Here is a 21,593-nt window from a genome sequence, read left to right as displayed (position 1 = left end):
AAATGGGCATCGGTATGTCGAAGTTGCGCGTTGAAAAAGAAACGGGCGAGCGCGCGCCGCGTTTTTGCGAACGACCCTTTGCACGCGCGCTGGCCGTCTTCGTGGCCTTGCAGACGGCGTTCGCCGCGCCCTTCGCGTCCATCGCGGCGGCGGCCGAAAGCGCTGCGGCAATCGGCGGCGCGCAGCAGGCGACCGGCGTCGGCGCCGTGCCCGCGCCGAGTCCCGCCGTCGTCTACAACCCGGCGTCGATTCAGCAAGCGCCGCTCGCGATGCCCGTGCCCGCGTTTTCCGGCAAGCCCGAGAAGCCGCTCACGTCGCGCATTCCGACGACCGCCGATCCCGGCACGCTGGTTCCGGGCGGCCGCCGTCAGACGCTGACCTTCGCCGATTACGGCGCGCTCGATCCGCTGCAACTGCGCGGCACCGATGGCCAGAACGGCATCGCGTTTTCGGTGCGCGGCGACGAAGTCGTGACCGGCGCGATCCTGCATCTGATCTATAGCTATTCGCCGTCGCTGTTGCCGTCGATTTCGCAGTTGAAGGTGCTCATCAACGGCGAAGTGGCCGCGACGCTGCCGGTGCCGAAAGAACAGGCCGGCACGCTGGTCGCGCGCGACGTGGCGATCGATCCGCGCTTCATCACCGAGTTCAATCACCTCAACGTGCAGTTGATCGGCCACTACACGCAGCAGTGCGAGGATCCGTCGAACTCGACGCTCTGGGCGACCGTCAGCAACGCGAGTTCGCTCGATCTCACGTATGCGTCGATCGCGAACAAGCCCGATCTCGCCGCGCTGCCGACTCCGTTCTTCGACCGGCGCGACGTGCGCCGCCTCGAACTGCCTTTCGTGTTCGCGGGCAAGCCGAGCCTGCCGACGCTCGAAGCCGCCGGCATGGTCGCGTCGTACTTCGGCTCGCTCGCGGGCTATCGCGGCGCGATCTTTCCGGCGCAGACGGACAACGTGCCGCTGTCGGGCAATGCCGTGGTGTTCGCCATCGGCGATGCGAAGATCGCGGGCGTCGACATTCCGCCTGTCTCCGGTCCGACGATCGCGCTCGTCGAACGCGACGCGAACGCGCGCGGGCGTCTCTTGCTCGTGCTCGGCCGCGACGACAACGAGCTGAAGACCGCCGCGAAGGCCCTTGGCGTCGGACAGAACACGCTGTCCGGCACGAGCGCGACGATCACGCAGTTCAACGACCTTCAGCCGCGCCGCCCGTACGATGCCCCCAACTGGCTGCCGACCGACCGCCCCGTGCGCTTCGGCGAGCTCGCGGAAGCGCGCGACCTGACCGCCTACGGCTACGACGCCGATGCCGTGCGCGTGAATCTGCGCGTGCCGCCCGATCTCTTCATGTGGCAGACGAAGGGCGTGCCCGTCGATCTCGGCTATCGCTACACGGTGCGGCCCGCGCCGGATCGCTCGTCGCTCAATATCAGCGTCAACAATGGCTTCGTGCAGTCGCTGCGCATTCCGGCCGTATCGACATCGACGTTCGATCTCGGTCACTACTTCAGCCGCGTGATGCCGGACAAGACGGTCGCCGCGCGCCGCGAGATTTATCTGCCGCCGCTGCTCATCACGCCGCGCGCGCAACTGCGTCTGCATTTCTATTACGACATCCCCAAGACGGGCGAATGCCAGGGCCGCGTGCTCGATAACGTCGTCGGCGCGGTCGATCCGAATTCGACCATCGATCTCTCCGGTTTCCCGCACTACATGGCGCTGCCCGATCTGGCCGCGTTCGCCAACGGCGGCTTCCCGTTCACGCGCATGGCCGATCTTTCGCAGACGGCGGTCGTGCTGCCGAACGAGCCGAACTCGGCCGACTACAGCCTGTATCTGCTCGAAATGGGCCGCATGGGCGCATCGACGGGTTATCCGGTGACGGGCGTGACGGTCACGAGCGCGAACGACGTCGACCGCTTCGCCGACAAGGATCTGCTGATACTCGGTTCGCCCGGACGCCAGCCGCTGCTGCAACGCTGGGCGAAGCAGATGCCCTTTTCCGGCGACGGCGACGCGCGCACGTTCCAGCTTTCCGATGTCGCGTTCAAGCTCGTCGACTGGTGGCATGGCGAGCAAGGCCCGGAACGCTCGCCCGCGCGCGCGGATTTGTCGCTCGTCAGCTCGAACGGCGATGCGCTTCTGACCGGCTTCGAATCGCCGCTCAAGAACGGGCGCAGCGCGGTGGCGCTCATCAGCGCGGCGGGCCAGTCCGACGCCGATCTTTCCGCCGCCCTGCTCGACAACGACCTGCTGCCGTCGATTCAAGGCGCGATGGCCGTGATCCACGGCCGCACGGTGACGGTCACGTCGAACGGCGAGGCGTACTACGTCGGCCATCTTTCGCCGATGCACTACATGCGCTGGGCGCTGTCGTCGCATCCGATTCTGCTGGTGCTCGCCGGCGTGCTCGCCGCGCTCATCATCGCGGCCCTGTTCTACCGTACGCTGCGCTCGATCGCCGCGCGGCGCCTGAGGGACTGATATGCGGGTATCGACCGCCAAGATTTTCGCTGGTGCAACGATTGCCGCGTCCGTGACGGGCGCAAACGCGGCGCAGCAATGCGACTGGTCCGCGTATCGGCTGTTCGTGGAGCGCGTCGTTCAGGCCGATGGCCGCGTGATCGACCGTTCGACCGAAGCGCAGCAGACGACCTCCGAAGGCCAGTCCTACGCGCTGTTCTTCGCACTCGTCGCCAACGACCGCGCGACCTTCGACCGGGTGCTCGGCTGGACGCGCACGAACTTGTCGGCCAATCAGTTCGATTCGAATAACGTGCGTCTGCCCGCATGGCAATGGGGCAAGAAACCGGACGGCTCGTTCGGCGTGATGGACCCGAATTCGGCGTCGGACTCGGATGTGTGGATCGCGTACGACCTCTTCCAGGCCGGTCGCCTGTGGAAGGAACCGGCGTACACGAAGCTCGCCTACGCGCTCGCGACGCAGATCGTGAAGCAGGAAACCGTCGACCTGCCCGGCCTCGGACCGATGCTTCTGCCCGGTCCGCAAGGCTTTCGCATCGGCGACGTGACGCGGCTGAATCCGAGCTATCTGCCGCTGCCGGTTTTGCGCGGGCTCGCGCACGACATGCCCGACGGCCCGTGGACGAAGCTCGCGCAGAGCGCCGCGAAAACGATCAAGGTGACGTCGCCGCGCGGCTACGCGCCGGACTGGGCCGCGTATCAGAACGGCCGGTTCGTCGTCGATCCGAAGAACGGCGATGTCGGCAGCTACGACGCGATCCGCGTCTATCTGTGGGCCGGCATGACGTCGCCGGGCGATCCGCTCGCGCGTCCGTGGCTCGATGCGCTCGGCGGCATGCGCCAGAGCGTCGCGCAGGCGGGCTTTCCGCCGGAAAAGGTCAACGTGACGACCGGCGCGGCGACGGGCGAAGGTCCGCTGTCTTACTGGGCCGCGCTCGCGCCGTACTTCAAGGCGCTCAACGACGAACGCGGCCTGGGCCTCGCGCGCGCGCATCTCGAAGCGCTGACCGCGCCGCCGGGCGCGGGACGCGAGCCGGTCTATTACGATCGCGTGCTCGGTCTCTTTGGCGGCGGTTTCATCGACGGTCGATATCGCTTCGATGAAAACGGCCGTCTCGTGCCGAACTGGAGAAGCGCATGCTGATCCAGACCAGAAAACGCGTGATCGCGGCGCTGATCTGCGCCGCACCGGCGATGGCCTTCGCGCAGGCCGCCGCCGATCCGCTGAACGTGCTCATCGATCAAGGCAAATACTGGCAGGCGCACAAGCGCGGCGATCTCGCGGAACAGGCGTGGCAGAAAGTGCTGCGCATCAATCCGAAGCAGCCCGATGCGCTTTTCGGCATGGGCATGGTGCTCGCCGATCGCAAGGACGGCAGCGGCGCGCAGCAGTATCTCGCGCAGTTGCGCCAGGTCGCGCCGAGTTATCCGAACATCGACGAACTCGGCCGGCGGCTTGGCGAAACCAGTTCGCGCGATCAGACCGTGAACGACGCGCGGCGTCTCGCGCAAAGCGGACAAAGCGCATCGGCGGTGCAGGAATACAAGCGCGCGATCGACGGCAAGCCCGCGACGCCCGGACTTCAGCTGGAGTATTACCAGGCGCTCGCCGCCACGCCGCAAGGCTGGGACGAAGCGCGGCGCGGCCTCGAACAACTGGCGCGCGAGAATCCCGACGAGCCGCGCTATCAGCTCGCCTATGCGCAGCATCTGACGTATCGCGATACGACGCGGCGCGACGGCATCGCGCGGCTCGCGAAGCTGTCGGGCGACAGCGCTGTCGGCGCCGACGCGAGAAAAAGCTGGCGGCAGGCGCTCTTGTGGCTCGGCGCGCGCGCATCGGATGCGCCGCTTTATCAGGCGTATCTGCAAGTCGCGCCCGATGACGCCGCCGTCAAAGCGCGCTTCGATTCGATGGTGCAGCAGGACAAATCGGCACGCGAGCGCTCGCAGGCCGACGCCGCCGTCGATGCGCGCGGACGGACCGTCGCGGAAGGTTTCACCGCGCTCGATCGCGGCGACCTCGTGACGGCGCGCGCGCGTTTTTCGTCGGTGCTGGCGAGCAATCCGAACGACGCCGATGCGCTCGGCGGCATGGGCGTCGCGTCGTTGAAGCAGGAGCGTTTTTCCGAAGCGCGCACGTATCTCGAACGCGCGTCGCGGGCCGGCAATGCGGCGCGCTGGAAAGACGCGCTCACGAGCGCGACCTACTGGACCTATACGAGCGATGCCATCGGCGCGCGCAGCAACGGCCAGATCGCGCAAGCGAAGGCGCTGTTCGAACGCGCGATCGCAACCGATCCGTCCGAAGTCACCGCGCAAGTGCTGCTCGGCGAAATGCTGCTCGCGAACGGCGACCCGCGCGGCGCGGAAGCGGCGTATCGCATGGCGCTGCGCCGCCAGGCCGACAATCCGGATGCGATTCGCGGACTCGTCGGCGCACTGGCCGCGCAAGGGCGCGGCGACGAAGCGCTCGAGTTCGCCAATCGGCTGAACACGGAACAGCAGGCGAAGGCCGGCGGCATCAACAAGCTGCGCGGCGAAGCGCAGGCGGCACAGGCGCGCGCGGCGGAAGCACGCGGCGATCTCGGTGCGGCGCGCAGTCTCTTCGAAGACGCGCTGCTCAACAATCCCGACGATCCGTGGCTGCGGCTCGATCTCGCGCGCATCTACGTCCGTCAGGGCGCGGTCGGCAATGCGCGCAGCATGATGGACGGCCTGCTCGCCACGCATCCCGACATGACCGACGCGCTCTACGCGAGCGCGCTGCTCTCCGCCGAAACGCAGGACTGGCCGGCCGGGCTCGCGCAACTCGACCGCATTCCGGCCGCGCAACGCACGCCGGCGATGACCGCGTTGCAACATCGCCTGTGGGTGCATCAGCAGGCCGATCTCGCGACGCGCGCCGCTGCGTCCGGTCAGCGTCAGCAGGCGTTCGCGATTCTGCGCCGCGCGGAACCCGTTGCGGCGGGCAATGCGGAATTGATGGGCGCGGTGGCATCGGCCTACGTCAAGGCGGGCGATCCGGCGCGGGCGTTGTCGCTCGTGCGCGGCGCCATCGCCAATGCGCCGAACGATACCGGTCTTCTGCTGCAATACGCGGGCATTCTGTCGGCGACGCAGCAGGAAGCCGAGCTCGGCTCGGTGATGCGCCGCCTGCAATCGATGCCGCTCACGACGCAGCAGCGCGCGGACTTCAACAATCTGAACGTGGGCATCGTCATCGCGCGTGCGGATGTCGTGCGCCGGCAAGGCGATCTCGCCGCCGCCTACGACGTGATCGCGCCGTGGCTCGCCGCGATGCCCGACAACGCCGACCTGCAGGCGGCGCTCGGCCGCATGTACACATCGGCGGGCGATGACCGCAACGCGCTCTCGTGCTATCAAAAAGCGCTGTCGCGCCGTCCGGACGATATCGGCTTGCAGACGGCGGCGATGTCGGCGGCGAGCGGCGTGCGCGATTTCAAGCTCGCTCAGACCTACGCGAATCAGGCGTACGAAGCCGCGCCGAACGATCCGGGCGTGCTCGCCGCGATCGGCCGGATGTATCGCGCGCAAGGCAAGCTCGATCTCGCCGCGCAGTTCCTGCAACGCTCGCTCGTCGCCGCGAATACGCCCGCGCCGGCGGCGTCGGCGCAGGGACGCGGCAATGTCCCGCCCGGCTGGGAAACCGCGATGAGCCGTGTCGGCTCGAATCCGCTGCCCGGCACCAATCCGTTCGAAGGCAAGACGGCCGTCGATACGGCGTCGAACCCGGCGCTCGCATCGGACGCGTCTTATCGTCAGGCCCTTCCTCAAGGTTATTCGCAGCCCGTGCCGAACTATCTGCCGCCTCCTCAGCCCGCGCCGTATTCCGTGCCTTACGTCGCGCCGTCCTCCGCTCCGATGACGATGCCCAACGCCGCGCCGCGCCCGGTGCCGAGCGGCGGCTACGGACCCGACGCGTATGGCTCGGGTCAATCGGGCGCGCCGTTGCAGCCGTATCCGGGACAGGATGGCGGGTATCAGCCGGCTTATCCGCAGCCGCCGCAGTATCAACAGCAGCCGTATCAGCAGCAGCCTTACGCCGCGCAGGATCCGTATGCCGAGCCCTGGCCGATGTCGCCCGGCGCGCGCGAGGCGCAAGCCAATGCGTACAACGCGCCGCTGCCCGCCAGCTCGAAGAGGAAGCCGGCGTCATCGCCCAAGACCGCGACGACGCGTCCCGCCGATCCGTACGCCTACGGCGCGCCGCCGCCGCAGCAGCAGCCTTATTACCAGCAGCCGCAACAGTACGCGCCGCAGCCATACGCGCCGCCGCAGTACGCGCAGCAGCAGTACATCCCGCAGCCGCCCGCGGGCTACGCGCAGCCTTATTACCCGTCGCAGGCGCAACCCGCGCAGCGCGCCGCCGCAGCCGCGACGATGAGCACGGGCGGCGTTCCCGCGCCGGTCGCGAATTCGCAGACGGCGGGCGTCGCGGAGGAACTCGCGCAGATCAATCGCGAGCAGGCGAGCACGATTTCCGGCGGCCTCATCTTCCGCAGCCGCGACGGCGAGGACGGCCTCTCGAACCTGACCGATATCGAAGCGCCCATCGAAGGCCGCATCAAGGCCGGCAACGGCCACGTCATCGTGCGCGCGACGCCCGTCACGCTCGACGCCGGCACCGCGAGCAGCGAGCCGAACACGCTCGCGCGCTTCGGCTCCGGCCTCGGCGCGACCGCCACGCCGCCCACCAACAACTACGGCTCGCAGACGGCGACGGGCGTCGGGCTCTCGCTCGGCTACGAGAACCGCAACTTCAAGGGCGATGTCGGCACGACGCCGCTCGGCTTTCGCGAGACCAATGTCGTCGGCGGATTGCAGTATCAGAAGGCAATCACCGACAAGGTGTCGTATTCGCTCGCCGTCGCCCGCCGCGCCGTCACCGACAGCCTGCTTTCGTACGCCGGCGCGCGCGATCAGGGCGCGAACCTCGAATGGGGCGGCGTGACATCGACGGGCGCGCGCGCCGACCTCGGCTGGGACGACGGCACGAGCGGCGTCTACGTGAACGCGGCGTATCAGTTCCTCGACGGCAATCAGGTCGCGACCAACAACGCGGTGAAGGGCGGCGGCGGCATCTACACGCGTCTCATCAAGGATGCCGACCAGACGCTGACCGTCGGCGCCAACACCACGCTGATGCACTACGACAAGAACCTGTCGTACTTCACGTATGGCCAAGGCGGCTACTTCAGCCCGCAGCAGTACGTGATCCTGAACTTCCCGGTCGAATACATGGGACGCACGGGGCTTTTCACGTACGACCTGAAGGGTTCGATCGGCGTGCAGCATTATCGGCAGGACGCGTCGGACTATTTCCCGACGAACGGCACGTATCAGGCGCGAGCCGCGAGTTCCGGCGCGACGCCGGATGCGGGCGCGGTCTATCCCGGCCAGAGCAAGACGGGCGTGTCGTATTCGCTCAGCGCGACGGGCGAATACCAGCTCGCGCCACAACTCGCGTTCGGCGCGACGGCATCGTTCGGCAACGCGTATCAGTATCGCGAGTGGCTCGCCGCCGTTTATGTGCGCTACAGCTTCACGCGTCAAGGCGGCGCGCAGCCGGTGTTTCCGCCGCAGGCGTTCAGCTCGCCGTATCTGTCGCTGTCGAACTGATGTTCTTGCGCGTGCGCCGCGCTTGCGGCTAGGCTTGATCCACTGCCGCAAGCGGGCCAACATCGTTCGAATGAAAACGCAAAGCGCGCTCGTCGCGAACAACGACCAATTCCTGCGCGACTTGCAGTTGTTCTGCATCGTCGCGCGGCGTTCGAGCTTCATCGCCGCCGCGACCGAGACCGGCATCTCGCCGGCGCACGTCAGCAAGCGCATTGCGATGCTGGAGACGAGTCTCGGCGTCAGGCTCTTCACGCGCACGACGCGCCGCGTGTCCATCACGAGCGACGGCGAAGCGGCGTTCCAATGGGCGCAAAAGATTCTCGACGACGTCCAGGGCATGGCCGACGCCTTCGCCGGCCTCGACGATCCGCGCGGCGTCTTGCGGATCGGCACGAGTCTGCGGCTCGGGCGCGAGCATGTTTCGCCCGCGCTCACCTTGCTACGGCGTCGCCATCCGGGGCTGGAAATCTGGCTCGAACTGCTCGACCGGCGCGTCGATCTCGTCGGCGAGAACTTCGATATCGACATTCGCGTCGGCGAAGTGCTGGAGCCGCATCTGATCGCGCACAAGATCGTCGACAGTTTTCGCGTGCTCGCCGCCGCGCCCGCGTATCTCGAACGGCGCGGCACGCCTAGAACGCTGGCCGAACTGGCGCATCACGATTGCCTGCTGTTTCGCGGGCGCGATCAGCGTTTCGGCGTCTGGCGGCTCGCCGGGCCGAACGGCGAGGAAAGCGTCAAAGTGACCGGGCCGATTGCTTCGAACCACAGCGACATCGTGCGGCAGTGGGCCGAGGAAGGTTTCGGCATCGTGATGTGCTCGATCTGGGACGCCGCCGGCAGTCTTCAAAACGGCCGTCTCGTGCCCGTTCTGCCGGCTTATCGGCAGCGCGCGGACGTGTGGGCGGTGACGTCGGCGCGCTCGTCGCATTCGGCGAAGATTCGCGTGTGCATCGAGTTTCTCAGACAGCAATTGACGAGCGGACCTTACTCGCTCGTTACATCGGGCGTCGCGGGGTTCTGAAGCGCTTCGTCGTAGCGTCGTTCTTCATCGCCTGCTGCTCGCCCGCTCAATCCCGTCCAGCAAGCCTTCAGCGGCGCCGCCCAAGCGCCAAAGCCAACCTTACAGAATCTTACGTTGCGCCGCCGTCACAAAAAGGGGCAAAAAGACCCGTCGCGAAACTAGGATATTTCCAAATGTTTCTGAGACATGTAATGATACTGATTCGCATTTAACACCATCGCGCCGATAGGTTGACTCAATGAAGCCCGTCGAGCGCGACGTGCGCTCCCAGGGCGCCGCCGCCGGTTCTTTCTCGACGACGTCGCCCGCCTTCGCCTCGATCTCGGATCGGTCAACGTCGGCAGTCGAAAACCCGCTTCGCTGCCGATTTGAATTTCACTAACAAGCATCGGGAAAACGACATGTTGAGAAAGACGCCGCTTGCTGCGGCATTGGTGACTATTGCCGCCGTGCCCATGGCCGCGCCGCTTTACGCCCAGACCGCCCCGCAATCCGCACAAGCCGCACCGCAAGACACGCCCTCCGCCGCCGCACCCGAAACCGCGACCCTGCCCGCCGTCAAGGTGACGGGTCAGGCCGACGCGCCCGACTTCCAGCCGGAGATGTCGAGCGTCGGCGCAAAGGTGCCGACCGCGCTGCGCGACATTCCGCAAGCCGTCGTCGTGGTGCCGAAGGCGGTGCTGCAATCGCAGGCCGTGAGCTCTTTCTCCGATGCGCTGCGCAACGTGCCCGGCGTCACGCTCGGCGCGGCCGAAGGCGGCCAGATCGGCAATAACATCAACCTGCGCGGCTTCTCGGCGCGCACCGACATCTATCTCGACGGCTTCCGCGATCGCGGCCAGTACTATCGCGATACGTTCAATCTGGAATCGATCGACGTGCTGTACGGGCCGTCGTCGCTGTACTTCGGGCGCGGTTCGACGGGCGGCGTCATCAATCAGGTCAGCAAGCAGCCGACGCTGAATCCGCGCGCCGATGTCTCGCTGCAAGCCGGCACGCACGACCGCTATCGCACGACGGTCGATATCAATCAGCCGATGACGGATACCTCCGCGTTCCGCATCAACGCGTTCGGCCAGTCGATGGGCTCGACGCGCGACGAGATGATCAACAAGGACTACGGCATCGCGCCCGAAGTGAAATTCGGCATCGGCACGCCGACGCAGGTGACGTTGTCGGCGCTGATCCAGCACAACCGCGATCAGCCCGACTACGGCATTCCGCCGTTGAACGGCCATCCCGCGCCCGTCGATACGAAGACCTTCTACGGCTTCACCGACGACCGCACGATTCAGGATGTGCAGACGGTGAACGCGCGCATCGAACATCGCTTCGACGACATGTTCACGCTGCGCAACCAGACGCAGTTCAGCCACTACAGCACCGAAGCGCGCGCGACCAACGCGGCGGCCGTGCTGACGGGCCCGCTCGGCACGTCGCCCGCGCTCTCGAACGGCAATTACACGACGCTGCCGCTCTCGTCGCTCTTCGTGCGTCTGCAAGGCAAGGACCGCACCATCAACGATCACTCGGTCTACAACACGACCGACGTTCAAGGCAAGTTCGCGACCGGCCCCTTGAAGCACGACATGCTCGCGGGCGTCGATCTGAGTCACGAAACGTATAGCAACCAGACCTTCACGGCGACCACGCCGGGTCTGCCGTCGAACACGCTCGCCATCGTGCCGCTCGTGGATCCGGCGTATGTGCCGCGTCCAGCGAACTATCGCGAAGTGGCGACCAATCTCGCGGAGTCGAGCGCGAACGGCATCGGCGTCTATTTGAACGACACCATCTCGATCGGCGAGCACTGGAAGTGGATCGGCGGCGTGCGCTGGGACCGCTATGAAGCGGCGATCAACAACTCGATCAATCAGCCCGGTTACGCGACGCAGACGAACTATTTCACGAGCGTGCGCACAGGCGTCGTATGGCAGCCGACGGACTGGCAGTCGTACTACGTCTCGTACGGCACGTCGTTCGATCCGTCGCTCGAAGCGCTCACGCTCACCAACGGCCAGCAAAACCTGCCGCCCGAGCACAACAAGTCCTATGAAATCGGCTCGAAGTGGGATCTGCTGAACGGCGGCCTGTCGATCACGCAATCGCTCTTCAACATCGAGAAGACCAATGCGCGCACGCTCGCTTCGGACGGCAGCTATTCACTCGATGGCGACGTGCGCGTGCGCGGCTATCAGCTCGGCATCGCCGGCCACATCACGCGGCAATGGCAGATGTTCGGCGGCTACACGTACATGGATGGCACCATCCTGAAGGCATTCGACGGCACGCAAGGCAACACGCCCGCCAACACGCCGAAGCACATGTTGACGCTGTGGACGACGTACGACTTCACGCCCGTATGGCAGATCGGCGGCGGGCCTTCGTATGTATCGTCGCGCTACGCGGCGAACAACAATTTCGTTCAAGCGGGCGGCTACGTGCGCTGGGACGCGATGGCCGCATATCATCAGAAGCGCTACGATATCCAGTTCAACGTGCAGAACCTGTTCGACAAGAAGTACTACGACGCCCTGATTCCGTCCGATGGCGGACGCGCGGTGCCGGGTCTCGGCCGCACGTTCATCGCGACGTTGAATTACCGCTTCCGTTGATGTGATGTGATGCGAATGCGCGCGCCATGCGACTCATGGCGCGCGCTCGCGAAGGCAATGACAATGATCCTCTCGATACCGAACGTGCTCTCCCCCGAGGACGCCGCCGCAATGCGCGCGCGTCTCGAAGCAAGCGACTCATGGGTCGATGGCCGCGCGACCGCCGGCTATCAGGGCGCGCCGGTCAAGCGCAACATGCAGATCGCGGAAGGCTCGCCGATCGCGCTCGAACTCGGCGACGCGCTCGTCGGCGTGCTGGAGCGTCATCCGCTTTTCATCAGCGCGGTGCTGCCCAATCGCGTATATCCGCCGCTTTTCAATCGCTATGAAGGCGGCATGCATTTCGGCAGTCATGTCGATGGCGCGATCCGCATCGTGCCGGGGCATGGCGCGCGCGTGCGTACCGATGTATCGATCACGCTCTTTCTCACGCCGCCCGACGAATACGACGGCGGCGAGCTCATCATCGAAGACACGTACGGCGTGCAGGAAGTGAAGCTGCCCGCGGGACATGCGATCGTCTATCCCGCGACGAGCCTGCATCAGGTGCGGCCCGTCACGCGCGGCGCACGCGTGTCGAGTTTCTTCTGGGCGCAAAGCCTCGTGCGCGACGATGCGCAACGCGCGCTGCTCTTCGATCTCGACAACTCCATTCAACGCCTGAATGCGACCAACGGCGACGAAAGCGCGAAACGCACGCTCGTCGGCTGCTATCACAACCTGTTGCGCATGTGGAGCGATACGTGATTCACGCGGCGCGCAGAACCTTCGATGGCGTTCGGCCCACTTCCGCGAGCAACGCTTCATCGCGCGCGATCACGTCGGGAAGATGCGCGCGCAGGAATTCGACCCACGTACGCGTCTTCGCATCGACGAACTTGCGCGACGCATAGAGCGCGTAGAGATTCGTGCGCTGCAGCGTGTGCTGCGGTAGCACGCGCACGAGCGAGCCATTGCGCAAGCCTTCGATCGCAGCATAGAGCGGCAACATGCCGATGCCCATGCCTTCGCGAATCGCGACGACGAGCGATTCCGCGATGTTCACCTGCACCGTTCCGCTGATCTGCATCGTCTCGCGGCCTTCCGGCCCTTCGAGCGTCCACTCGCGCGCGGGAAACGCGGGCGTCTGCAGCGTGAGGCAATCGTGTTGCGCGAGATCCGCGGGCACGTCGGGCGCGCCGCGCGAACGTATGTATTCCGGCGACGCGCACAGAATGCTGAAGGTCTCGCCCAGCTTGTGCGAAATCACTTCAGAATCCGACAGCGCGCCCGCCGACACCACCGCTACGTCGCTGCTGCCTTCGAAGAGATCGGGCATGCGCTGCGATAGCGTGAGTTCGACTTTCACATCGGGATAGAGCGCGCGATATCGCGCGATCGCAGGCAATATGTAATGTTGTCCGACGCTCGCGAAACTGGACATGCGCAACGTGCCCGTCGGATGCTCATACGCGCAGCTTGCTTCTTCTTCGGCGCCGTCGATATCGGCGAGAATCTGCCGCACGCGCTTCAGATAACGCTCGCCCGCCGATGTCAGCGCGAGACGCCGCGTGGAGCGGTTCATCAGGCGCGTGCGCAAATGGGCTTCGAGTTCGGATACGGCGCGCGACATCGCGCCGGTCGTCGAGTTCATCGACTGAGCCGCAGCCGTAAAGCTGCCGGCCTCGATCACGCGAGTGAAAACCCGCATGTTCTGTAGGGTGTCCATCAAACCGTCACATTCACTTCGGAAGCGCTATTGTCCGCCTTGGCGCGCGATCGATTGTTGTTGAATCAGGAAAGAATGTTCCCTGATTTGCACATTAATCCGCCCGGTCCGCTTGCCTACAATCGGCGCCTTCATGACGAGAGGACTATCGGCGGTCAGCATGTCGCTCCAGCAAGCACGCCTGTCGATGCGCGACTGGCTCGTCACCGATGGCCACGTCTGGCTGCATCTCGCAAAGACCTTGCTGGCCGCGTTCATCGCGATGAGCATTGCGATGCGGCTGGAATTGCCGCAGCCGCGCGTCGCGATGACGACCACCTTCGTCCTGATGCAGCCGTTCTCCGGCATGGTGCTCGCGAAGAGCGTCTATCGTTTCGCGGGCACGGCGCTCGGCATGATCGCCGCGCTCGCGCTCGGCGCCGTGTTCGTGCAACAGCCCGAGCTCCATGCGCTCGCGCTGACGATATGGGTCGCGGCGTGCACCGCGCTCGCCGTGCGTTACCGGCACTTTCGCTGGTATGGCTTCGTGCTCGCGGGCTATACGGCTGCGCTGATCGGCATTCCCGCCGTCACCGATCCGAACAGCCTGCTCATCGCAACGCTCACGCGCGGTGCGGAAGTGATGCTCGGCATCGTGTGTTCGAGCGTGGTGAGCGCGCTCGTGTTTCCGCGTCATGCGAGCGCGACGCTCACGCAGTCGCTCGATGCGCGCCGGATGCGTTTCGCCGCATTCGCCGCCGACGTATTGCGCGGACGTCTTTCGCGTATCGCGCGCGAACGCCGCTTCGCCGATTTCGTCGATGAGATCGTCGGCTTCGAAGCGACGCGTGGTTTCGCCACGTATGAGTCGCCCGCGATGCGTCAGGGCAACGGCAAGCTGGCGCAACTGAACAGCGCCTTCATGGACGCATGCGCGCGCCTGCATGCGCTCGATCAATCGATGAAGCGCCTGCGCGCGAGCGATGCACTCGCGCCCTTCTTCGAAGAGCTTGCGCAGATCTTCGAACGCGAAGCGCTGAAGGAACATCTGGAGCGCTACAAAGCGACGCTGCCGAAACGCCTGCGCGATGCACAACGCGCGCTCCCTCACACCGATCACGCGACGCAACTCGATTTCACGACATCGGCGGAGCTGCTGTATCGCTTCATCGCCGATACGATTCGCTATCTGTCGATTCCGAACCATCGCGCGGCGCCGCGATACGACGCGCGGACCAGCCGCTTCGTCGTCGTCGCGACCTTCATGCGTACAGGCATCGTGATCGCGGCGACGGCCTGGTTCTGGATCGTGACGGCGTGGCCGAGCGGAGGCTACGCCGTCATCGGCGCGACGCTCGCGTGCGCGTTGTCGTCGGCATTGGCGCGGCCTTCGAAATTCATCGCGCAGATGGCCGCGGGTGCGGCGCTCGCGATCGTCATCGGATATGCATATCTGTGTCGCGTGTATCCGGCGATCGACGGCCTGGCGCTCCTGTGCGCGATGCTCGCGCCGCCGCTCGCGGCAGGCGCTTTTCTCGCGATGCGTCCGTCGAGCGCGGGCTATGGCATCGGCTTCTGCGTGTTCTTCTGCCTGCTCGCCGCGCCCGACAATCGCATCGTCTACGATCCGGGCCTGTTGCTGAACAACGGCGTTGCCGTTCTCGTCGCGATGCTCGGCGCGGCCATCGCGTGCGCGGTCATCGTGCCGCCACGCACGCGTTGGCTCGTCGGCAAGACGCTCGCGCAATTGCGCGCGCAAGCGGCGCTCGCATGCGAAGGCAAGCTCGCGGGACTCGGCGAGCGCTTCCATTCGGGCACGCACGATCTGATGTCGCAATTGCGCGCCTTGCTCACGCGACGCTCGCGTGAACATCGGCATGCGCTTCTGTGGATGCTCGTCACGCTCGAAGTCGGACAAGCGATGATCGATCTTCGGCGCGACTCCCGCGCGCTGCATACGGCGTGCTTTCCCGATGCATTGCGCATCGCGTGGAGCACGTCGCTCGCGCGTGTGCTGCGCGATATCGCCGTGCTGTTCCGCACGCCGGATAGCCGGACGCTGCGTCGCGCGATAGCTTCGGTCGTCGCGTCGATCGTGATCGCAGAAGACATGCTCGAACGCACGCGCGACGAACGCAACGCGCGGCGCGAGGTGCAGCGCGTGCTCGCGTGCCTGCACTTCGTCCGCACGGCGCTGGTGGATCCGGATGCGCCCTTCGACGCGCATCGCTGAACGCATCCTTCCTCGCCATGCAAAGCTGACTTCCTGGTCCGGCGATTAATCCACGGCGTCGCGCGTCTTATAGTCGAATCGATTTTTCGCCAGCGCGCTCTTTTGCCGCACTTTCATGGCGCGTGCGAACGCGCTCGCGTGCATCGATTTGGACAAAGCGCAATGTCGCACGGCATTGGAACAATGTCTTTCAACGTTGCGATTTCGACGGCAAACCGCGCTACCTATAATCGCCTTCGGTTAAACGAAGCTCTTGAAGATAGACGTCGATGTACGAAGATCGTATTCGCTGTGCCGCGTTGCGCGGAAAAATCACCACGGCCGCCGAAGCGGCTCAACTCGTTCGCGACGGTATGATCGTCGGCGCAAGCGGCTTTACGCGCGCGGGTGACGCGAAAGCCGTGCCGCTCGAAATCGCGCGCCGCGCCCGCGAGGAAGACGAACCGTTGCGTATCACGCTCATGACGGGCGCATCGCTCGGTCATGACACGGACCGCATCCTGACCGAAGCCGGTGCGATTGCGCGACGCCTGCCGTTTCAGGTCGACACGACCTTGCGCCGCGCGATCAACCGCGGCGACGTAATGTTCGTCGATCAACACCTGTCGGAGACGGTCGAACTGCTGCGCGCGAATCGCCTCGGCAAGCTCGACCTCGCGATCGTCGAAGCAGCCGCGATCACCGAGAGCGGCGGCATCGTGCCGACGACCTCGGTCGGCAATACCGCGAGCTTCGCGATCCTCGCCGAACGCGTGATCGTCGAGATCAATCTGGCGCAGCCGCTCTCGCTCGAAGGCCTGCACGACATCTGGATTCCCGAGCGCCGTCCCGCGCGCGAAGCGCTGCCGATCGTGCGCCCGCATGACCGGATCGGCGCGGCCGCCATCGAGATTCCGATCGAGAAGATCGCCGCGATCGTCATCACCGACAAGCCGGACAGCGCATCCACCGTGTTGCCCGCCGACCAGGACACGGCGTTGATCGCCGGTCATCTCATCGAGTTCTTTCAGCATGAAGTCTCGCGCGGGCGTCTGCCGAAACAGTTGCCGCCGTTGCAGGCCGGCATCGGCACCATTGCGAACGCTGTGCTGTCGGGGTTCGCGGCGTCGCCGTTCGAAGCGCTGACGATCTATTCCGAAGTGCTGCAAGACTCGACCTTCGATCTGCTCGACTCAGGCAAGGCGACGTTCGCATCGGGCGCGTCGATCACGCTGTCCGCGCAACGGCAGGAGAAAGTGTTCAACGAGATCGAACGCTATCGCGACCGGCTCGTGCTGCGGCCGCAGGAAGTGAGCAATCATCCTGAAGTGATTCGGCGTCTCGGTCTCATCGCGATCAACACGGCGCTCGAAGCCGACATCTACGGCAACGTGAATTCGACGCACGTCGGCGGCACGCACATGATGAACGGCATCGGCGGCTCGGGCGACTTCGCGCGCAATGCGGCGTATGCGGTGTTCGCGACGAAATCGGTCGCGAAGGACGGCCGTATCTCGAGCATCGTGCCGATGGTGCCCCATTGCGACCACAACGAACACGATGTCGATATCGTCGTGACCGAACGCGGGCTCGCCAACCTCACCGGCCTCGCGCCACGCGAACGCGCGATGAGCGTGATCGAGCACTGCGCGCATCCGCTCTATCGCGATCTTTTGCGCGACTATTACCGCGATGCAGCAGCGCTCGGCGGACATACGCCGCATCGCCTCGATCAGGCGTTTTCGTTCCACACGCGCTTCGCAGCGAGCGGTTCGATGCTGCCTTGATGCACATTCGCGCGCGCGTTGCTGCGCCGCGAAAACGAATGCGGGGCGACAACGAAGCCGCTAAACGAAGATTAGGCGCACAATGGCGGGAGCCCGCTTGGGCTGGCGAACAGGAGGAGCATCATGACCGCCATCACCTGGGTTCTCGCCGCCGACGGCAGCCGTGCCCGGATCTTCGAAACGCAGGGATTGAAGCTGGATTTGCGGCAAGTCGAGGACCTCAGGAACCCCGCGCCGCGCGCGACCGAAACGGCAGAAATGGATCGTGAGAAGTTCGCGCGGGCCGTCGCGGATTATCTCGAACGGAGCCGCTTGCATCAACGATTCGACCGGCTGCGTCTCGCGGTCGAGCCAAGATTTTTGGGCCTCTTGCGTCAATATCTGAGCGTCGAAACGCTCAAGCTCGTCTACGAAGAAGCCGATAACGACGCGTCGAAGTTCGGCACGCGCGATATCGGCCGTCAACTGAACCGGCCCTGAACGACGCTTGCGGTGCGTCGTGTTTCATCGCGAAACACGACGCACCTGCCGTCACGCCGCCGGCGTGATGTTCTGATTGCTGCGGAACAGGTTATCCGGATCGTAGCGCCGCTTCACTTCGGCGAGCCGCTCGTAATTCGGACCATACGCCGCTCTCACACGGTCTCCTTCTTCTCCCGTCATGAAGTTCACGTAGACGCTGCCGATTGCATGCGGCGTCATCGCGGAGAACATGTCGCGCGCCCACTTCGTGCACTTCTCGTCGTCCGCGGCCTCGCTCCAGCGGCCGTGAATGTTGATCGTGTAGATCGAATCGCGATTCGCATAAGCGGTTGCATCGACCGGCACGCGATTCGTCTGCCCGCCCATCGCGCCGATGAAGACCTCGCACTGCGTCGACGGAAGCGACTTCACCGCATTCGTCAGGATGTCGAAGGTTGCGTCGTTCAGACTCGCGAAGTTGTGCGATTTCCAGTAGTTGCGCTCACCCGGCGTGAGCAGCGGATCGAATGCCTTCTGCCATGCTGCGAACGGCATCGCGCCGAGATGTTCGCCATAGGGCGTGCCGAAGCTGCGTACGGGCGCGAGCGCCCTTTCGCCGTTTTCGACCGGGCCGACATAGCAACTCGCCAACACGACCACGGGCTTGCCGTGCGCGTCCTCGGGAAGAAACGGCAGCGGCGGCGCGAGACGCAGCACGGCCCACACGGTGAGCTCGTCGGGACATTGCGCGACGAACTCGCGATACTTCGGCAGAACCTCATTCGCCTGTTCGAGCGGAAAGACGACGAGGCCGCCGTATATCTGCGGACCGACTTCATGCAGCTGATATTCGAAGAGCGTCACGACGCCGAAGTTGCCGCCGCCGCCGCGCAATGCCCAGAAGAGATCGGGCTCGCTGTCCGCGCTCACGCGGCGCCAGGTGCCGTCGGCCGTGACGATCTCCGCTGCGACGAGATTGTCGACTGTCACGCCGAACTTGCGGCTGATCCAGCCGAAGCCGCCACCGAGCGTGAGACCGGCGACGCCCGTCGTCGAGTTGATGCCGAGCGGTGTCGCGAGGCCGAATGCCTGCGCTTCGTGATCGAAGTCGGAGAGCAGCGCGCCGGGCTCGACATAGGCGCGCTTCGCTTGCGGATCGATACGCACGGACTTCAGCGCGGAGAGATCGATCATCAAGGCGTCGTCGCTGACTGCGCTGCCCGCGATGTTGTGCGATCCGCCGCGAATCGAAACGAGTACGCCCTGCTCGCGCGCGAACGCTAGCGCGGCGATGACGTCAGCCGCGCCGGCGCAACGCACGATGAGCGCGGGGCGCCTGTCGATAGTCGCGTTCCAGACCTTGCGCGCTTCGTCGTAATCGGAATCCGACGGTGTGATGAGCCTGCCTCGCACCGACGCCTTGAGGGTGTCGATCGCTTCGCCTGAAATGTTGCTCATTGTGAGACCTCGCTGCTATATGAAGCGCCGCGACGTGTCCGACCCTGCCAGTTGGTACGCGAAAGCGCAAGGAACCCGCCATCGGATCGTGCGTGGCATGTCGATCGGATGCACGTCGGAGAAATCACGAGAACGGGGATGAATTGCAACAAGCGGACGCTTCGGCCCGCCTGTTGATTTAATGCCTTGATTTACGCGATGTAAAGTGCCCGAGCAGTTAAATCGTGCATGCGATCTAGCATGTATCGGACAAAGTTGCCGATGCGGCGAGCGAGTGGATACAGTGCTTCATGGCTTTGCTGTGTATTCCTTATTTAACGATCATCTATTAAGGAAACGACGGTTTAATCGGCGAAAAAAAACGCGCCGATGATTCGGCGCGTTGTCGCTTCTCGCGTTATGTCCCGGTCAGTCCGTTCCGTATTTCGGCGAGCGTGGCCCATACAGCAGACCGTTCGATCCACCCGTTGCCAGCAAGCGCTGACTAGTGAGTCCCGCAACGGCCCATGACTTGTCGCTGGTGACATTCACGACATGCGTGACAGCAGCTTGCGCAAGCGCGCCAATGAGACCGGACCCGACGCTCACGTTCGTGCCGACCTCCTTGCCATTCGCCGTGGCCGAACCGCTCCAAAGCGTTTCGCCTGAGCGCAGATCGACGAGCTTCGCCGCGGCCGTGACCTGAGTCGTGCTCGCGACCACTTGATACGACGAGCCGTATGCGGTGATCTTCGTGTACAACGCTGCGTCCGCGCCGAAAATGCTGCGCAGCTTCGCCGCCGAAACGTCCTGGATGTCGTTTGCAGTCGTCAGACCGTTGTGCCTGAAGGTCTCTTCCATCTCGGCGACCGGCACGACGTAGTAACCGCCCTCGGCGAGCGGCATCGTCATCTGGGACAGCATGCCGTAGGTCGCGCCAACATCCTTCGAGTCGTTGACAGGCGGAAGAACGAGAATCGAACGCGGCTTGCTGTTGCGGAACGCCGTGTAGTCCGTCTGGCTCGGCGAGCGCGAAGCGCATGCGGTCATCGTCAAGAGGACCGACAGCACCGCGATGAGTTTGCGGGAAATATTGAAAGTCATGGTCGGTGCTTACTGAAGTTTGCTCAACAGAAAATCCATATACGTAGACGACTCGGGAAAGCGCTCCTTTTCCTCGGTCAATTGCTGACGAGCCTCGGCGCCCTTGCCCACGGTCGCGTACAACATGCCGAGATGCGCGCGAAAACCCGGAGGCAATGTCTTGTCCTTTGCGAAGACCTTCTCGCGGGCCGCTTCGAGTGCGGCGATCTGGTCGGACGGACTCGTTTGTCCCTTGAAGTATTCGTACACCTGCGGCTGATAGCCGTCCCATTGATAAAGCGACGTGGTCTGTGTTGCGCAACCCGTCAGCAGCGAGCACGCCACCGCGACCGGCAGCGCGAAGCCGGTCAGTTTGTGAATCTTGACGATCATGTTGTTGTTCGGATGAAAACGAGTGGAATTACTTTGCGGCCGGCAGGGCGCCGGCATCGACTTGTTCGGCCAGGTGATTGACCGCTTCGCTGATCGCAAGATCGAGCACCTTGCCATTGAGCGTGGAGTCATAGCTCGACGTTCCGCCGAAGCCGATCACTTCGCGGCTCGACAAACTGAATTCACCGGCGCCCTGGCTCGACGTCACGATCTCGGACGTGGCGATATCGACGATATTGAGGCTGACCTTCGCATAGGCCACCTGAGTCTTCCCGCGTCCGAGAATGCCGAACAATTGCTGATCGCCGACATCCTTGCGGCCGAACTCCGTCACGTCGCCGGTGATGATGTAATTCGCGCCTCGAATCGACTGCGCCTTGTTCGCGAACCCGGCTTCCTGTTTCGTTTCGCCAAGGTTGTCGCGATCCAGCACGGTGAAGCGTCGGCTTTGCTGCAAGGCCGTGGCGAGGATGGTCTTCGCCTGACTGCCGAGGCGATCGACGCCATCCGAGAACACGCCACGCATGTAATTCGAGCGATTGTCGAACTTGCCGATGGCCACGGGCACGGGCTTGCCCGCGAACGGCTTCTGGGAACTCGCGACGGCGGGAACCGCAACCGAGTGCGACGCCTCGGTCGCGCATCCGCCAAACAGAACTGCAACGGACGCGACCGCAACCGCGATCGCCAGGCGCCCTTTGATAACGCTCATGAATTGCCTCCAAAACGTCGAATCTTGAAAACACCTGCCGTCAGAC

The 21,593-nt window shown here is 64.5% G+C and carries 14 protein-coding genes; 9 read left to right on the top strand and 5 right to left on the bottom strand.

Going from position 1 to position 21,593, the window contains the following annotated elements; genetic code table 11:
- Nucleotides 1-2 precede the first annotated feature (2 nt).
- The 6 genes from bcsB (at nucleotide 3) to NCS02_RS16275 (ending at nucleotide 12,521) form a co-directional block, all read left to right on the top strand.
- Nucleotides 3-2,492 (top strand): cellulose biosynthesis cyclic di-GMP-binding regulatory protein BcsB, encoded by a 2,490-nt coding sequence (gene bcsB / locus NCS02_RS16300; RefSeq protein WP_250502899.1) that lies wholly within the window; start codon nucleotides 3-5, stop codon nucleotides 2,490-2,492.
- 1 nt (nucleotide 2,493) lies between these two features.
- Nucleotides 2,494-3,636: a cellulose synthase complex periplasmic endoglucanase BcsZ gene (gene bcsZ / locus NCS02_RS16295; protein ID WP_175979199.1), complete on the top strand. Its 1,143-nt coding sequence runs from the start codon at nucleotides 2,494-2,496 to the stop codon at nucleotides 3,634-3,636.
- Nucleotides 3,630-8,135, top strand: coding sequence for a cellulose biosynthesis protein BcsC (locus NCS02_RS16290; protein ID WP_250523233.1), 4,506 nt, complete (start codon nucleotides 3,630-3,632; stop codon nucleotides 8,133-8,135). The genes bcsZ and NCS02_RS16290 overlap by 7 nt, the downstream gene beginning before the upstream one ends.
- A 70-nt stretch (nucleotides 8,136-8,205) precedes the next feature.
- The gene (locus tag NCS02_RS16285) at nucleotides 8,206-9,159 is read left to right on the top strand and encodes a LysR family transcriptional regulator (RefSeq protein ID WP_175979197.1); all 954 of its coding nucleotides are present in this window, start codon (nucleotides 8,206-8,208) and stop codon (nucleotides 9,157-9,159) included.
- 401 nt (nucleotides 9,160-9,560) lie between these two features.
- Nucleotides 9,561-11,774, top strand: coding sequence for a TonB-dependent receptor (locus NCS02_RS16280; protein WP_250502897.1), 2,214 nt, complete (start codon nucleotides 9,561-9,563; stop codon nucleotides 11,772-11,774).
- Nucleotides 11,775-11,837: 63 nt separating this feature from the next.
- Complete coding sequence (locus tag NCS02_RS16275) at nucleotides 11,838-12,521, top strand: Fe2+-dependent dioxygenase (protein ID WP_008353646.1); 684 nt, start codon at nucleotides 11,838-11,840, stop codon at nucleotides 12,519-12,521.
- Nucleotide 12,522: 1 nt separating this feature from the next.
- Here NCS02_RS16275 and NCS02_RS16270 read toward each other — a convergent pair whose 3' ends face one another.
- A complete protein-coding gene (locus tag NCS02_RS16270; protein WP_033537142.1) occupies nucleotides 12,523-13,482 on the bottom strand; it encodes a LysR family transcriptional regulator in 960 nt (319 codons plus the stop codon).
- A gap of 160 nt (nucleotides 13,483-13,642) precedes the next feature.
- On the opposite strand from NCS02_RS16270, the gene NCS02_RS16265 reads away from it, so the two are divergent.
- The 3 genes from NCS02_RS16265 (at nucleotide 13,643) to NCS02_RS16255 (ending at nucleotide 17,940) form a co-directional block, all read left to right on the top strand.
- On the top strand, nucleotides 13,643-15,694 hold the full coding sequence (locus NCS02_RS16265) for an FUSC family protein (protein WP_250502896.1): 2,052 nt from the start codon (nucleotides 13,643-13,645) through the stop codon (nucleotides 15,692-15,694).
- A 269-nt stretch (nucleotides 15,695-15,963) separates the two neighbouring features.
- Entirely contained in the window at nucleotides 15,964-17,460 is a 1,497-nt protein-coding gene (scpC, locus tag NCS02_RS16260) for a succinyl-CoA:acetate CoA-transferase ScpC (RefSeq protein WP_175979195.1), read from the top strand.
- A 123-nt stretch (nucleotides 17,461-17,583) separates the two neighbouring features.
- Nucleotides 17,584-17,940 (top strand): host attachment protein, encoded by a 357-nt coding sequence (locus NCS02_RS16255; RefSeq protein ID WP_250460406.1) that lies wholly within the window; start codon nucleotides 17,584-17,586, stop codon nucleotides 17,938-17,940.
- Between the two features lie 51 nt (nucleotides 17,941-17,991).
- Here NCS02_RS16255 and NCS02_RS16250 read toward each other — a convergent pair whose 3' ends face one another.
- The 4 genes from NCS02_RS16250 to NCS02_RS16235 all read right to left on the bottom strand — a co-directional run bounded on the left by NCS02_RS16250 (nucleotide 17,992) and on the right by NCS02_RS16235 (nucleotide 21,547).
- Nucleotides 17,992-19,380 (bottom strand): FAD-binding oxidoreductase, encoded by a 1,389-nt coding sequence (locus tag NCS02_RS16250; protein ID WP_250435635.1) that lies wholly within the window; start codon nucleotides 19,378-19,380, stop codon nucleotides 17,992-17,994.
- Nucleotides 19,381-19,788: 408 nt separating this feature from the next.
- The gene (locus NCS02_RS16245) at nucleotides 19,789-20,463 is read right to left on the bottom strand and encodes a DUF799 domain-containing protein (RefSeq protein ID WP_250435634.1); all 675 of its coding nucleotides are present in this window, start codon (nucleotides 20,461-20,463) and stop codon (nucleotides 19,789-19,791) included.
- 9 nt (nucleotides 20,464-20,472) lie between these two features.
- Complete coding sequence (locus tag NCS02_RS16240) at nucleotides 20,473-20,835, bottom strand: DUF4810 domain-containing protein (protein ID WP_008353656.1); 363 nt, start codon at nucleotides 20,833-20,835, stop codon at nucleotides 20,473-20,475.
- 28 nt (nucleotides 20,836-20,863) lie between these two features.
- On the bottom strand, nucleotides 20,864-21,547 hold the full coding sequence (locus NCS02_RS16235) for a CsgG/HfaB family protein (protein ID WP_175979191.1): 684 nt from the start codon (nucleotides 21,545-21,547) through the stop codon (nucleotides 20,864-20,866).
- Nucleotides 21,548-21,593 lie beyond the last annotated feature (46 nt).

It is taken from the genome of Caballeronia sp. NCF2, assembly GCF_023631205.1.
GTDB lineage: Bacteria > Pseudomonadota > Gammaproteobacteria > Burkholderiales > Burkholderiaceae > Caballeronia > Caballeronia zhejiangensis.
This window is presented reverse-complemented; position numbering and strand designations above follow the sequence as displayed.

Bases quoted from the DNA above. Each gene is read 5' to 3' on its own strand.
- NCS02_RS16235 (WP_175979191.1), bottom strand. From the start codon at position 21,547: ATGAGCGTTATCAAAGGGCGCCTGGCGATCGCGGTTGCGGTCGCGTCC.
- NCS02_RS16255 (WP_250460406.1), top strand. From the start codon at position 17,584: ATGACCGCCATCACCTGGGTTCTCGCCGCCGACGGCAGCCGTGCCCGG.
- NCS02_RS16275 (WP_008353646.1), top strand. From the start codon at position 11,838: ATGATCCTCTCGATACCGAACGTGCTCTCCCCCGAGGACGCCGCCGCA.
- NCS02_RS16245 (WP_250435634.1), bottom strand. From the start codon at position 20,463: ATGACTTTCAATATTTCCCGCAAACTCATCGCGGTGCTGTCGGTCCTC.
- bcsB (WP_250502899.1), top strand. From the start codon at position 3: ATGGGCATCGGTATGTCGAAGTTGCGCGTTGAAAAAGAAACGGGCGAG.
- NCS02_RS16265 (WP_250502896.1), top strand. From the start codon at position 13,643: ATGTCGCTCCAGCAAGCACGCCTGTCGATGCGCGACTGGCTCGTCACC.
- NCS02_RS16290 (WP_250523233.1), top strand. From the start codon at position 3,630: ATGCTGATCCAGACCAGAAAACGCGTGATCGCGGCGCTGATCTGCGCC.
- NCS02_RS16270 (WP_033537142.1), bottom strand. From the start codon at position 13,482: ATGGACACCCTACAGAACATGCGGGTTTTCACTCGCGTGATCGAGGCC.
- NCS02_RS16280 (WP_250502897.1), top strand. From the start codon at position 9,561: ATGTTGAGAAAGACGCCGCTTGCTGCGGCATTGGTGACTATTGCCGCC.
- NCS02_RS16240 (WP_008353656.1), bottom strand. From the start codon at position 20,835: ATGATCGTCAAGATTCACAAACTGACCGGCTTCGCGCTGCCGGTCGCG.
- scpC (WP_175979195.1), top strand. From the start codon at position 15,964: ATGTACGAAGATCGTATTCGCTGTGCCGCGTTGCGCGGAAAAATCACC.
- NCS02_RS16285 (WP_175979197.1), top strand. From the start codon at position 8,206: ATGAAAACGCAAAGCGCGCTCGTCGCGAACAACGACCAATTCCTGCGC.
- NCS02_RS16250 (WP_250435635.1), bottom strand. From the start codon at position 19,380: ATGAGCAACATTTCAGGCGAAGCGATCGACACCCTCAAGGCGTCGGTG.
- bcsZ (WP_175979199.1), top strand. From the start codon at position 2,494: ATGCGGGTATCGACCGCCAAGATTTTCGCTGGTGCAACGATTGCCGCG.